Raw genomic sequence first — 13,718 nt, 5'->3', positions numbered from 1 at the left:
TTACCGCCCTAGCCGTTCAGCGCAGCGTTGTTTCTGGCTAGACCTTCTTGCAGGTCTTCGCTGTCATCCTCAAAGTACTTGTTGGTCACAACACCAGGAAACGCCCCAAAACTATCAGACAGTTTTACCGGGTAGAACGTCTGCTTCACCTGCTCGAAGCCCGGAATGCTGGCCAACAAGGCTGACGTGGATTTGGCACAGTAAGCACCCGGAACCCGGCCGCTCGCCTTGGCCAGCTGATAGGCAGCTTCGGCCTGCTCGGCTGTCACTTCCACTGTTTGCACAACAACATGGAACGTGCTGCGGGCGTGGCTGCTGCGGTAGGCTTTTTCGACGGCCGGTGTAATACCATACAGAACGTCGTCGCGCTCTGGCACGACATCAGCATAGAACGATCCGGCTGGATCGAATATCACACGCTCGGACGCGTTGATCATCAGCGAGGTGTGACCACCCTGCCCGCTGCGATTATTGACCATCGTATACAACGTCAGGGTGCTGGGACCCGGCTCGCGATACGAGACAGTCGACAGCGTTGCGTCAGTTGCATTGGGCTGTGGCTGATTGGCACAACCGCCCAAAACAGACACCGCCAAAAGCGATGCCGCCAATGTTGAAAAAACTCGCAAGGGAAACCTCGGATCAGGTTGCGAAAACCGCCAGGAAAACGGCCAGAAAGACCATCGCAATGCAAAAGCGGGTCACGAAGGTCATGAAGCCAGAGTAAGTGTTTTCCTGAACCGTTGTGTCCATAGTTCCGTGCTTGTGATCAGCCATGGGTAGTATCCTATTCGCGTACATTTCGCCTTGGATATCGCAAATGAAAAAGCCTGTCACCACGTCATTGCAGCGCAGGCAGGCAGAAACGGCGTTAATTTCCGCTCCAGCACTGATCATAGCCATAACCCCAGCGCCAGCTAAGCCCGCTGCATGGCCCTCCGCCAAAACGCACAGAGTAATACATGCTGCCTGCCAGCAGCTGATAGGCCTCGGTGACCTGCGATGTGCTGACCCCGTATCGCTCTGCCAGATCATCCCGGCGCGCCTGACCTGTCTCAATCACGCAGGACTGCAAGGTGCGGTCCGCAGACAGCCGTGCCTCGTAGCTGTCTGTTGCAGTCAACGCCGAACCGGCATCATGATAGGTGCGATCATGGCTGATACAGCAGGATTCAAACGGTGGCTGTTGCTGATGATCACGCGCAAACTGTGGCCAGTAGGCAGCGACGCCCTGCCAGGCGCTGGACATGCCACCGCTACAGCCATCAGTGGTAAAGGGCTGTGGAGACGAGACTTTTTTCACCTGCTTCATCAGCGCCTGATGCGCCTTTAATTCTAGCCCACGCCCCAATTGATCCCAATTCTGAGCCAAAGCTGAACCGGACCAGAGAGCGGCGAGTGTCCCAATGGCAGCGAACACATGTATGTAATTATGGGCTGACATCTCGGTACTCCTTGGGGTTAAGATCAAGCCCCAGCTCTTCTACCAGCCACAATACCATGCGTTCCGGAGTGTTCAGCTCGGCCCGCACCCGCAGCACATCGCGCGCCAGTCCCGGCTCGTCCGTGATCAGCCCATCCACACCCATCGAGATCATCTTGGACATTTGCAACGGATCGTTGACGGTCCAGACATACAGCTCTTTGCCCGCAGCATGGACCGACGAGAGGAGCGAAGGAGTGGCAATTTCAGCGCGTACGGCGGCAAAATCCCCGTCCAATCCCGCCAGATTGCCCACTTTTGTGGCTGCAAGAATACCCGCGCGCCAATCCGGGCGCAGGGATTTTGCCTTTTGCACCGATTCGTATTTCAGCGACATAAGTGCGATGTCATCCACCATATCCGCCGCCTCGACCAGTTCTACTGTGCGGCCTTCCAGATCTACATCAAAGCCATAGTGTTTGAACTCGATCAGCAGCTTGGCGCGACCACTGACCTGCGCCAACACATCGCTGAGTAATGGAATGCGTTGATCACCATAGGCCGGATCATACCAGCTGCCGATATCCACCTGCTGCAGCTGATCTAACGGGGCGGCGTGGATTTGCAGGTTCACCTTGGCCAGTTTCATCAAATCTGCGTCATGCATCACCACAATGCGACCGTCTGCGCTTTCTTGTACATCGATCTCGACCCAGTCGGCGCCCTGCACAATGGCCTCTTCAATTGCGGCCGTTGTGTTTTCCGGCTTGCTTCCGGCCGCACCGCGGTGGGCGATGATTTCGACGTTATCCTCGGCCTTGGCTGCATCAAACAGAGACTGCCCCAACCACATGGAAAACCCAGCCAGCACAATGGCTACACCCGCAGCACCGTACAGGCCTATCCGTAGTCGTGGCTGCTTTTGCAGATAGTCCGGCAGGGGCGGATGCGCGCCGCCAAAGTGCCGATCAAGGATCAGTGCCAATGCGCCAAGTGCGATGGCCGACAGCACCGCATCGCCGATCACCCAGAGCAGCAACACCAAGAGTGACAGCAACAAAACACGGAGCATGTTGGCATCAGCCCCAACCGGCATCCAGGCGATGACTATCCCGGCGACAAAGGCCAAACCAGCCGCCAACGCGGTGCGCAGGGCAAGCCATACCACCAATTCAAGCTGTAGTTTAAGATGGTGCCCCTTCATCCGCTCGGCACTGAGACCAAAGCTACCTTGCGGTGACTGATCCTCGAACAACACCAGATGCAGGGCCAGTGCCCAAGCTGACAGGCGTTGCAAAAGAACCAATGCCAGCGCCAACCCGACCACACCGATCAGGGCCACGGCCAGTTTGAAAGCAGGCGGGTGGTATGTCAGGTAGTAATTGATGTCATATTCAGTCAGCAGCCCCCATGCAATCAGCCAAGAGACGGCGACAAACGGGGCCGCCAGCAGCAGAATGCGCAGCAGCAGCAGGCCAATGAAAACCGCCAGTGTATAGAGCTTTTGAACCACGGCCAGCAGAGCAACACGAGCGGTTTGCCAGCGATTTGACTGCTCATACCGAAGCGAAGCGGCCATAACCGCAAAGCCGGTTACCTCTGCCACCAGCACGATACTGAGGACCACAAGGGACAGCACAAACCCGATAGGCGACAGGATGAACAGTGCAATATCCTGATCGGTTAGCGCAGGCTGGCTGGAGAACGACACCGCGAGATTGACCAGCACCCCCAGCAGCGGCGCAATAAGCGCAAAAGCCAGCAATCGAAGCGACACATGCACCGACAGAAACAAACGCCAGCGGTGTTTGGCACCGCGATAGGCCTGGAGAACATCCAATACAAACTTCAAAACAACACTCCTGATCAATGACACCGATAGAACGACGGCACGCGCCGGATCGCAAGAGCAGAACTGAGTTTGGAACTTTGGTCATTTACGAAACCAAGGGCTCCCGCCCGGTCTCGGCCTCCTGCCGGAGGCACTTGCCCCGTTGGGCCCGGCGCTGATCCTGCGGATCAGCGTAGTAACTTTGCTGAGAAGCGCCTTAGGAGCAGGTCTGCCCCTAAGGTCGCCAAATCAAGTATGGTCTGCTTTGAGACGCCTCAACGAGCGATGCCCGCGCCAGAGGCGCGGTGGCCTGTCGGCCATCGTTGACCCGCCACAATGCAGGGGTGGGCAATCAGGTCTCTTCGAGGTCTGAGGCCAGTTTAAACCCGATCCGGTTGGCGGGTTTGTCCTGTTGGGGTTTCGGCAGCGCCCGCAACATCACGTTCAACTGGCTGACATGCTGCACCAGCTGAGTTTTCCCGCCTGCGCCATCGGTGCCGTAGAAGGTGATGATATCGGGATCAAAATACCCCATGCCTTCGATCCGCAGCACCCCGGCCTCGCCGCCGACAAAGCCCATGGCGACCTCGTGCTCGCCGTCCAGCTGCTGTTCGAAATTCTGGATATAGAGGATCAGACGCTCATAGGCCCAGCGCGCCTGGCTTTTCTTTTCAACCGGAGTGTTCAGCGCCGCTGGCACTGTGTTCAACCCTGCCTTCGCCTCGGGGTCGGCGTGGACCTCGTGCAGGCTGGGCAGCACAGCTGCTTCGACCGCCTCTGCGGATGTCATAATTTCGTCGCCCATGTGCCTACCCCTTGCGCTGGTACAGCCAAGCGCCATCGTCGCGGCGGCTGCGGTCTAGTTTTCCAATACAATATAGGTGGTTTACATGCGCCACAGCCTCGACCAAGGCAAGGCCGTATTCGCCTTCGCCGATATTGCGTTTGAACAGAACCGAGAAGCATTCGGCGGCGGTTTTGGGCTGATCGAGGAAATCCAACAGCCGTTCGAGCGCACCGTGGTGGTTATCAATCAACTGCCGCATCCGGAGCGGCAGGCGGGTAAAGGGCAGCTTGTGACCGCCTAGCGCGATATGATCCGGCTGCGCCAAAAGCGACAGGCGCTCGCAGGCCTCTAGCCAATCCGCCAGAGGATCGGCCATGGGTTCGGTAGCGTAAACGCCGATATTGGGGCTGATCGACGACAGGATCTGATCGCCAGTGATCACCAGATTGTCATCGCGACTCCAGAAAGTTGCGTGTTCTGGCGCGTGGCCGTTGCCCATGTGCACATCCCAGTCGCGCCCACCCATGCGGAACACATCGCCCTGCTGAATGCGAGTGAAACCAAGCGGCATCGGATAAACCACATCGGCGAAATTGAAGGGCCGGTCGGCAACCCGTTTGTCGTAGATCGCAGGATCCATGCCGGCACTGCGATAGTAGTCTAGCGTTTCCTGAGGCCAGACCTCTTGCACGTCCAGTGTCAGCATGCGGGCAAACAGCCAGGAGGTGCGTGTGGTCACCAGTTCTGCCCCGTGTTCGGACTGGAACCAACCAGCGTTGCCGATGTGATCGGGGTGATGATGGGTCACGACCACCCGTTTGACCGGCTTACCTGCCAGCGGGCCAGCCATCAGTTGCTCCCATATGGCGCGCGTTTTCTTTGAAGAGAACCCGGTGTCGATCACTGTCCAGCTGTCACCGTCATCCAGCGCGTAGACGTTCACGTGGTCCAGTTTCATTGGCAGCGGCAAGCGCATCCACAACACGCCGTCTGCCACTTCGATAGCCTCGCCCGGTGCGGGAGGTTCCTCCCACGGGTGTCGCATGGAAACTTCGGGAACGCTGGTCATGATTGGCCTGCCAATTCTTCTAGGGTGAGTACATAGGCACCATCGGCACCGGTCTGAGCATGGGCAAGCAGCCCAGCATGTTCCGGTAATAGTCGCGTAATATAGAACCGCGCCAGTTTTTCACGTGGGCCACCCAGATCAGCCATTGCCGCGCTCAGGTGGAAATGCCCACCCAACACGCGGGCAAAGGCACGCAGATATGGAACGGCACCGGCGAAGCGGTCGTTCATATTGCCCTGTGCCACCAACCATTCGGTCGCTTCACGAAGGGACTCGCAAGCCTGCCAGACGCTTTCGGCCATATTGGGATGGGTGGAGCGGGCGCATTCTGCCTGTTCCTCGATCTCATCCATCAAGCGGTTGGCCATTTCGCCACCATCCATCATCTTACGCGCCACCAGATCCATCGCCTGAATGCCATTGGTCCCTTCATAGATCGCGGTTACCCGCACATCGCGAAAGAACTGCGCTGCCCCGGTTTCTTCGATAAAGCCCATGCCGCCGTGCACCTGCACGCCCGTATCTGCCACCGCAATCCCCGTGTCAGTGCCAAATGTCTTGGCAATCGGGGTCAAAAACGCCGCACGGGCCGCCCAGGTCGCATCACCCGTGGCAGCTTGCATATCGATCGCCACCGCACAGGACAGCATGATCGCGCGGGCCGCGAACAAATCCGCCTTCATTGTCATCAGCATCCGGCGCACATCGGCGTGGTCGACAATGGTACCGCTTTCGCTGCGGCCCTGTTTGCGTTCTAGCGCATATTCCAGCGCGTGCTGATAGGCACCCTCGCCTGCACCAACACCCTGACCGCCAACACCCAGACGTGCATTGTTCATCATGGTGAACATCGCAGCCATACCGCCATGTTCATTGCCGACCAACCAACCGGTGGCGCCATCGTATTGCATCACACAGGTCGGCGAGCCATGCAGGCCCATCTTATGCTCAAGGCTAACCACCTTCAGATCATTGGCCACACCGGCATCACCGTTTTCGTCCGGCAGAAACTTGGGCACCAGAAACAGCGAGATCCCTTTGGTTCCCGGCACACCATCCGGCAGCCGTGCCAGCACCAGATGGCAGATATTACTGCAGAAATCATTGTCGCCCCAGCTGATGAAGATCTTCTGCCCGCTCACCGCATAGGTGCCATCACCGTTTGGTTCCGCCTTTGACGACAGCGCCCCAACATCCGACCCGGCCTGCGGTTCGGTCAGGTTCATGGTGCCCGCCCATTCACCGGATATCAGCTTGGGCATGTACAGATCTTTCAGCGCATCACTGGCATGATGATCCAACGCTTCGATTTGCCCCTGAGACATCAACGGGGCCAGCTGCAATGACAGACAAGCACCGCTCATCATCTCGTTCACACAGGTGGTCAGCGTCATCGGCAACGCCATGCCGCCCTGCTCTTCGGGGGCGCTCATGCCGATCCAGCCGCCTTCGGCGATGGCTTTCCATCCCTCGGCAAAACCGGGAGAGCTTCGCACGACACCGTTCTCTAGCGCTGTCGGTTGTAGATCACCAACCCGCTGTAACGGCGCCATCACCTCGTCGCACAGCTTGCCAGCCTCGGTCAGGATCGCGCTTGTCACATCACTTGATGCCTCGGCAAACCTGTCAGTCGCGGCGACCTGCCCGTAGTCGACAATGTGCTTCAATAGAAATTCATACTCGGGAACGGGCGCGCGAAAACTCATGGCAATGTCTTTCTATGTCACTGCAGCGCGGGCTTGGCTTCCCTCTGCGCAGCCGGTATCTGTCAAAGCTTGGACGAGAACCTAGCGGGGCAAGCCGCTCAAGCAAACCAAAACGCGGCGTCACCTATATGAACAAAGAACATACCAAAATACTGGGGGCTGAAGAGCACGACCTGGTTCAGGCCGCCGCAATCCTGCGGGCAGGCAAGCTGGTCGCCTTCCCCACAGAAACCGTTTACGGGCTGGGCGGCGACGCCCGCCAAGGCCAAGCCGTCGCCGGGATATTTGAGGCCAAGGGCCGCCCGACTTTCAACCCGCTGATCGCGCATTTACCCTCGGTTGAAACGGCACAACGGTATGTTCAGTGGACAGATCAGGCACAGCAACTGGCAGATGCCTTTTGGCCTGGGCCACTAACACTGGTGCTTCCCCTGCGCGATGGACACGGCATTTCGCCACTGGTCACCGCTGGGTTGAAGACATTGGCCATCCGTGTGCCAGCCCACCCCACCGCACGACGCTTGCTGGCGCTGGTTGATGGCCCAGTGGCCGCGCCTTCGGCTAATCCGTCAGGGCGGATCAGCCCAACAACCGCCGCCCATGTTCAGGCCGGATTGGATGGGCGTTTGGCCGCAATTGTCGATGACGGAGCCTGCGGTGTTGGACTGGAATCCACCATTATCGGTCTGGCCGGATCCCGCCCCATGTTACTGCGCCCCGGTGGTCTTGCTGCCGAGGACATCGAAGCTGTTCTGGGGCACCCGCTGCAACAGCGCGACACCCAGGACCCACTGACAGCACCCGGCCAACTGCTGTCCCATTATGCCCCTAACGAACGTGTCCGGTTGAACGCCACCCAAGCTGAACCCGGAGAACTATTGCTGGGGTTTGGCGCAATGCCCTGCGATCTGAACTTGTCCGAAAATGGGGGCTTGGCCGAAGCTGCAGCCAATCTCTTTGGACATTTTCACCAGCTCGACGCCCTAAACAAGCCCATCGCCGTGGCCCCAATCCCAATGCACGGGCTAGGCCAGGCCATCAATGACCGCCTGCAACGCGCCGCTGCCCCCCGGGACTAATCCTCTGACCTGATATCGACTCTTAGGTAGACCGGTGCCGGGTCAATGATGGCCGCAGGCCACCGCGCCTGGGCGCGGGCGCAGCTCGTTGATGCGGTACAGGTCTGCAATACCCTCGAACAGGTGCCTTTAGGGGCAGAACTGCACCTAAAGCACGTCACAGCAGATCTATCACACTGGGCCGCAGGCCCAGTGCCACGCCCAACCGGCAATGATCTCCGTCAGGAGATCGGCGCTGGACGGGAGTTCACCGGGCATTCACTAGTCTCTCACGCGTGACCAGCTTCGCTCGACAATCCCAGCGGATCCACGCCAATGGATTGCAAAGCTGCACCCCACTTCTGGTCATCATCAGTGTCAAACACCAGCGCAGAGCTCGCCTCGACGGTTAGCCAACCGTTCAGACCAATCTCATTCTCCAACTGCCCTGCTCCCCAACCTGCATAACCTAGCATCATCAAGACCCGATTAGGGCCATTGCCAACCGCGATGTCTTCCAGAATATCCAGCGTCGCCGTCATTGAAAACTCTTCGGTCACATGCAGCGAGTTCAGGCTGGCCTCATAATCCGGAGTATGCAGCACAAATCCACGCTGGGTCTCGACTGGACCACCAAAACGAACCGGAATCTTTCCTCGCGCAGCCGGGTCCGGCGCAATGTCCAACTGACGCAGAAGATCGCTCAATTGCACTTCGGGGGCAGTCTTGTTGACAATCAACCCCATCGCACCGTCTTCGGTATGCGAACACAGAAAGACCACCGTGTGCTCAAACCGCTCGTCTCCCATGCCTGGCATGGCGATCAGAAGTTTGCCGGTGAGATCCATAAGCCGTCCCCTCTCTGCTCCAACGTGGTATAGGCCTCTACGGTGATTGATCCGCATAGCCCCGATGTCACTTTGTGTGAATCGGATGGCGCTGGTCCTATCTCAACCATGACGCGGCCAGACGCCCTGCGCAAGGGCGGGAAGCCCGAGCGGTTGATGTCAAAGCAATTTTTGACGCCAGCTAACCACAACGTGACTTGGCTTTTTGAAACCAACAGCGCATCTATTGAGCCATGAAACAGGCACTCAACATTCTAACCGCCGGGCTTGTTGCCCTTGTCACTCCCACCTTGGCGGCCAGTGACACTGCCCCATTGGTAGAGATAGAGGTACTGGACGGCGGTGCAACAACACGCGGCACCTATATGGGTGCTTTGCGGTTGACCTTGCAGGATGGTTGGAAGACCTATTGGCGCAGCCCCGGCGATGCTGGCATTCCTCCCAGTTTTGACTGGCGCGGATCCCGCAATGTCGCAGCCTTGGCAATCATCTGGCCCACCCCCGAGGTCACCATGACCTCTGGTTTCCAAACCATCGGCTATCATGGTCAATTGGTGCTGCCGATTGAAATCACTCCTAACAGCGCCGATGCCCCGGTGACTCTGGCCGGTGAGATGCAGTTGGGAATATGCAAAGACATCTGCGTACCAGCCGAAGTGTCGTTTGATCACCAACTAGATTTGCAATCAGGCCGAAACCCGTCAATCGCCGCCGCCATGGCCAACCGCCCCTATTCCGCCAAAGAGGCCGGGGTCAGGTCAGCCAAGTGTAAACTGTCGCCAACCAAATACGGTATGCAGGTCGAGGCTCATATCTCGATGCCCACGGCGGGAGGAACCGAGGTGGCGGTAATTGAATCCGGGACACCGCTGGCCGTTGGCGGAGCGACTGAAACCGAGCGGCGCGGCAATATGCTGGTCGCTACTACCGAGTTCCTGCCCGCCAGCAACGATGGTTTCGCACTGGAGCGCTCTAAACTACGGATCACCGTACTAGGCAGTCGCCACGCGGTGGACATTCGCGGCTGCACCGCTGGATAATAAAAGGCCCCATCCATGAACCGTCCTCTTGTCGGCGTCATTGCCGTGGTCTGCCATCGTGATCGTGTCGTTCTGGTGCAGCGGGGTAAGCAACCCAGCGCTGGCATGTGGGGGTTCCCCGGCGGCCATCTAGAGCTGGGCGAAACCGCACTTCAGGCCGCTGTCCGTGAGCTGCATGAGGAAACCGGGGTCGCCGCTCTCCCGTTGGAATATCTTACCAATGTCGACGTGATCCTGCGCAACGACGATGGTGAAATTGCGCACCAGTACCTGCTGGTGGCAGTGCTGTGCGAGTATCAAAAGGGCACGCCAACCCCGGCTGACGATGCGGAGCAGGCAATCTGGATGCCAGTCAACGATCTGGACAGTTGCGGGTTGCCGCTATTGGATCGGGTCGCCGACGTGGCGTGTATGGCTCAGGCGCGACTGCGCGATCGCAGCCCAAGCCCCAGCGCAGCTAACACGTAACCGACAACCACAATCACCGCTGCCCCGCCCAAAAATGCCAATAGCGCGGCGCGCATCGGGTCAAGACTTGCCAGCCCCGGCAGCATCTCAACCAGGGTTGGGGACAAAGCCCCGGTGACCACTGTCTGCCCCATCGTCAGTGCCAGCCATGCGGCTTGCACCGCGCCAACTCCCAGTATCAACCACCGCGTTGCCCCGGCTTTGACCGCGTGGCGCAGGGCAGCCATGGGCCGCGCCACGTCACTTTGCATTGCCACCAATGCGGGCACCACCAACAGCACCAGAACCATGCCGAACCCCAGACCATAGACCAGAGTGATAACCGTCGGTTTCAAGAACTGCGCCTGTTGCGACTTTTCGGCCAGCAATGGCGCCAGCCCCAGTACTGTCGTCATCGTGGTCAGCATAACGGGCCGCAATCGGTCTGCCGCCCCCTCAACGATCGAAGGGATCAGCCCGCGATCCTCGGCGTATTGATCAATGGTTGTCACCAGCACAATGGAATCGTTGATGATGATACCCGTCATCCCCAGCAACCCAACGACCGAGAACATCGACAAAGGTACGCCGTGGAAGTGGTGCCCATAAATCGTCCCGACCAGCCCGAACGGAATGATCGCCATCACCACAATCGGCCGGGTCCAACTAGAAAACACCCAGGCCAGCACCAGATAGATGCCGGTCAGGCACAGGATCAGCCCGGTACGCGCATCCTTCAAGAACTCATCCTCTTGCTCGCTTAGCCCGGCTAGTCGCCATTCGACCTGCCGTTCGCTGGCGATTTTCGGCAGTATTTCAGTCTCTAATGCTTGCGAAATCTGTTCCGCCTTCGCCGGATCATCCTCGGATATATCACCGGTGATCGAGATCACCCGAATGCCGTTTTCACGCCGAATGGTCGAAAATCCCGTGCGCTGTGTCACCGAGACGATATCGGCCAGCGGCACATAATTCCCTGCAGGTGTCCGCATCAACGTGCGCTCCAGAAAGTCTGCCGTCAGCTCGCCTTCGGGCAGCTCAACCCGAATGGTGGCCGACCGTGGGCCGTCCGGGTAGGTCGCCGCCTCGATCCCGTTCAAACGCGCGCGCAGTGCCCGCCCCAATGTGTCGATGGTAAAGTTGAGCGCCTGCCCCTGTGGGGTAAGGTCCAGCATGACCTCCTCTTTGTCATAGGCCAGTGTATCCTCTACCGCCGACACCTCGGGGTATCGCAACAAGGCGCTTTTCAGATCTTCCGAGGCATCTTTTAGGGTCTGTACCGAGGCCCCAAAGAATTGAACATCCAGCGCATCCCCGCCCGGCCCCGAGCGGTAGCCGCGAAACGAGACAATTTCGGCCATTGGGTGACGCTGCACCTTGTCCTGCAATTCCGCAACAAAGGCATAGCTGGAATACTCTGGTCGTAGGTCTGCCTCGATCAATTCGATTGAAATGCCGCCCAGCAGGTCTGTATCCTTGGTATCCACCCCCGACAGACTGCGGCCCGCATTGCCGCCGACCTCGGCCAGAACAAAGACCAGCGGGTTAAGACCATAACGCTCTTCATACTCTGCGCCCAGCGCCTCGGTCGCACGCTGCATCTTTTGCATCATTTCCAGGGTATCGCTGCGGTTGGCGCCTTCGACCATGGCAAAGTTCCCGGTGACCGAACTGCGTTCCGGCGAGTTGAAGAACCGCCATTTCACATCGCCACCGATCATCAGAGACACTTGGCTGGCCATGAGAGCCAGTGCACCGGCGAGCACAACATATCGCCCCCAGATCACCCAGGATATCAACCGCCGGAACAGATGGTCGCGCACCCAGCGAAAGCCCCGGTTTACGACCCGGTTTGGCCAGTCGTACCAGTGCTTTTTGGCACCGTGGGCGATGGCGTGGGCCAGATGGTTGGGCAAAATCAGAAAGCACTCGACCAAGGACGCCACCAACACCGCGATCACGGTATATGGTATGTCTCTGATCAAGGTTCCAAACCGGCCGCCGATCACAACCAACCCAAAGAACGCGATGATGGTGGTCAAGGTTGCAGCCAGTACCGGCATCGCCATGCGTTGTGCCGCTTTTTCTGATGCCACCACTGGGTGCTCTCCCAACCGTCGGGCGCGGAAATCGGCGTGTTCGCCAACCACAATAGCATCGTCCACCACCATACCCAGCGTGATAATCAGACCAAACAGGCTGATCATGTTGATGGTCAGCCCAGCTGCATACATGATGGCAATGGCAGCAAACATCGCCGCTGGTATCCCCGCAGCCACCCAAAATGCGATCCGCGCATTTAGGAACAGGAACAGCAGCATTACCACCAGCCCCAGCCCCATCAGCCCGTTATCCACCAACAAGTTTAGACGTCCTGAAATTGCCTCGGCACGGGTGCGGATCAACTCGACCTCAACCCCCTGCGGCAGGCTCAGTTGCATCTGGTCAACCACGTCTTCAACAGTACGCTGAATGCCAATGGCATCGCCCTTATTGGACCGGTCAACCCGCAGCGACATTGCAGCATTTCCGTCAACGAAATACGCCCTGTTCCGGTCAACACCTTCGACCGAGATCCGCGCCACATCGCCAATGGTCAGCGAAGATCCGTCGGCATTAGAGCGTAACACTATGCCTTCGATCTCTTCCGGCTTTCGTTTCTCTCGTCCGGTACGCACCCGCGCATTGGCGCCCGAGATATCCCCCGCCGGATCCGCATCCACCTCGGCCGCAATTGCATCTGCAATCTGGGTCAGGGTCACGTCATGGGCGATCAGGTTCGACGACGGCACCTCAACCAAAGTTTGCGGAGCGGCAACGCCACGGATCGTTGTGCGGGTCACACCAGCCTCAAAAAGGCGGGTTATCAATTCGTCCATTAACAGCCCAAGCTGCGCAGGCGCCAGCGGCCCCGAGATCACCACATCGGTAACCCGATCGCGCCAGACTGCGCGCTTGACCGTCGGCTCATCTGCGGCCTCGGGCAGCGTTGTTACCAAGTCCACCGCCGACTGCACATCATCCGCAGCGCGGGCCATATCCCAGTCGGGTTCGAACTCCAGACGGATTGATGCCTGCCCTTCGCGGGATGTTGCAGACGAGGTTTCGACCCCCTCAACCGCCAGCAAAGCAGGCTCTAGCGCCTGCACGATTGCGCTGTCTACATCCTCGGGGCCAGCCCCGTCCCAGCCAACCGAGACCGTAATCCGGTCAAGCACAACATCTGGAAAGAATTGCGCTCGCATATTGGGAATGGCGGCCATCCCCGCCACCATCAGCACCACCAAAAGCAGGTTGGCAGCCGTCCGGTGTCGGGTGAAATAGCTAAGCAATCCGCCCGCTGATTGGGGAAGCCCCCGGATCATTGGATTGCTCTGTGTGCTGGTTCTATTTTGGCCCGGCACCGCCGGGCCGCGCCTGACCTTCCCATCAAACCGGAGGTTTGCCTTTGGCAAAACGGGAAGGCGCTTTGCACCTCCCCAAGGTCAAGCGCGGCCCTTAGCATATTT

At 58.6% G+C, this 13,718-nt stretch carries 13 protein-coding genes; 4 read left to right on the top strand and 9 right to left on the bottom strand.

The window, feature by feature from the left end; all coding sequences use genetic code 11:
- Positions 1–8: 8 nt before the first annotated feature.
- The 7 genes from DL239_RS16925 to DL239_RS16895 all read right to left on the bottom strand — a co-directional run bounded on the left by DL239_RS16925 (position 9) and on the right by DL239_RS16895 (position 6,816).
- Positions 9–611: a hypothetical protein gene (locus tag DL239_RS16925; RefSeq protein ID WP_240931906.1), complete on the bottom strand. Its 603-nt coding sequence runs from the start codon at positions 609–611 to the stop codon at positions 9–11.
- 31 nt (positions 612–642) lie between these two features.
- Positions 643–777, bottom strand: coding sequence for an aa3-type cytochrome c oxidase subunit IV (locus DL239_RS16920; RefSeq protein ID WP_167685288.1), 135 nt, complete (start codon positions 775–777; stop codon positions 643–645).
- A 94-nt stretch (positions 778–871) separates the two neighbouring features.
- Positions 872–1,444, bottom strand: a complete 573-nt coding sequence (locus tag DL239_RS16915; protein WP_167685287.1) for a hypothetical protein — start codon at positions 1,442–1,444, stop codon at positions 872–874.
- A complete protein-coding gene (locus DL239_RS16910) occupies positions 1,431–3,275 on the bottom strand; it encodes a glycerophosphodiester phosphodiesterase family protein (protein ID WP_167685286.1) in 1,845 nt (614 codons plus the stop codon). Before DL239_RS16910 ends, DL239_RS16915 begins: the two co-directional genes overlap by 14 nt.
- A 331-nt stretch (positions 3,276–3,606) precedes the next feature.
- Positions 3,607–4,059 (bottom strand): DUF6173 family protein, encoded by a 453-nt coding sequence (locus DL239_RS16905; RefSeq protein WP_167685285.1) that lies wholly within the window; start codon positions 4,057–4,059, stop codon positions 3,607–3,609.
- 4 nt (positions 4,060–4,063) lie between these two features.
- Positions 4,064–5,110: an MBL fold metallo-hydrolase gene (locus DL239_RS16900; RefSeq protein WP_167685284.1), complete on the bottom strand. Its 1,047-nt coding sequence runs from the start codon at positions 5,108–5,110 to the stop codon at positions 4,064–4,066.
- On the bottom strand, positions 5,107–6,816 hold the full coding sequence (locus DL239_RS16895) for an acyl-CoA dehydrogenase (RefSeq protein ID WP_167685283.1): 1,710 nt from the start codon (positions 6,814–6,816) through the stop codon (positions 5,107–5,109). Before DL239_RS16895 ends, DL239_RS16900 begins: the two co-directional genes overlap by 4 nt.
- A gap of 128 nt (positions 6,817–6,944) precedes the next feature.
- Here DL239_RS16895 and DL239_RS16890 point away from each other — a divergent pair, with 128 nt between their 5' ends.
- Together DL239_RS16890 and DL239_RS16885 are read left to right on the top strand one after the other, a co-directional pair.
- The gene (locus DL239_RS16890; protein ID WP_167685282.1) at positions 6,945–7,895 is read left to right on the top strand and encodes an L-threonylcarbamoyladenylate synthase; all 951 of its coding nucleotides are present in this window, start codon (positions 6,945–6,947) and stop codon (positions 7,893–7,895) included.
- A 45-nt stretch (positions 7,896–7,940) separates the two neighbouring features.
- On the top strand, positions 7,941–8,174 hold the full coding sequence (locus tag DL239_RS16885; protein ID WP_167685281.1) for a hypothetical protein: 234 nt from the start codon (positions 7,941–7,943) through the stop codon (positions 8,172–8,174).
- Here DL239_RS16885 and DL239_RS16880 read toward each other — a convergent pair.
- Positions 8,165–8,722 (bottom strand): YqgE/AlgH family protein, encoded by a 558-nt coding sequence (locus tag DL239_RS16880; RefSeq protein ID WP_167685280.1) that lies wholly within the window; start codon positions 8,720–8,722, stop codon positions 8,165–8,167. The two genes, DL239_RS16885 and DL239_RS16880, sit on opposite strands and share 10 nt — an antisense overlap.
- Positions 8,723–8,955: 233 nt before the next feature.
- On the opposite strand from DL239_RS16880, the gene DL239_RS16875 reads away from it, so the two are divergent.
- Positions 8,956–9,762 (top strand): protein-disulfide reductase DsbD domain-containing protein, encoded by an 807-nt coding sequence (locus DL239_RS16875; RefSeq protein ID WP_167685279.1) that lies wholly within the window; start codon positions 8,956–8,958, stop codon positions 9,760–9,762.
- A gap of 15 nt (positions 9,763–9,777) precedes the next feature.
- A complete protein-coding gene (locus DL239_RS16870) occupies positions 9,778–10,230 on the top strand; it encodes an NUDIX hydrolase (RefSeq protein ID WP_167685278.1) in 453 nt (150 codons plus the stop codon).
- Here DL239_RS16870 and DL239_RS16865 read toward each other — a convergent pair.
- Entirely contained in the window at positions 10,179–13,574 is a 3,396-nt protein-coding gene (locus tag DL239_RS16865; protein WP_167685277.1) for an efflux RND transporter permease subunit, read from the bottom strand. The genes DL239_RS16870 and DL239_RS16865 overlap by 52 nt on opposite strands.
- Between the last annotated feature and the right edge of the window lie 144 nt (positions 13,575–13,718).

The organism is Parasedimentitalea denitrificans, from assembly GCF_011813015.1.
Classification (GTDB): Bacteria; Pseudomonadota; Alphaproteobacteria; order Rhodobacterales; family Rhodobacteraceae; genus Parasedimentitalea; species Parasedimentitalea denitrificans.
Note: the sequence above shows the minus strand (reverse complement) of the source record. Positions and strands in the feature narration are given on the sequence as shown.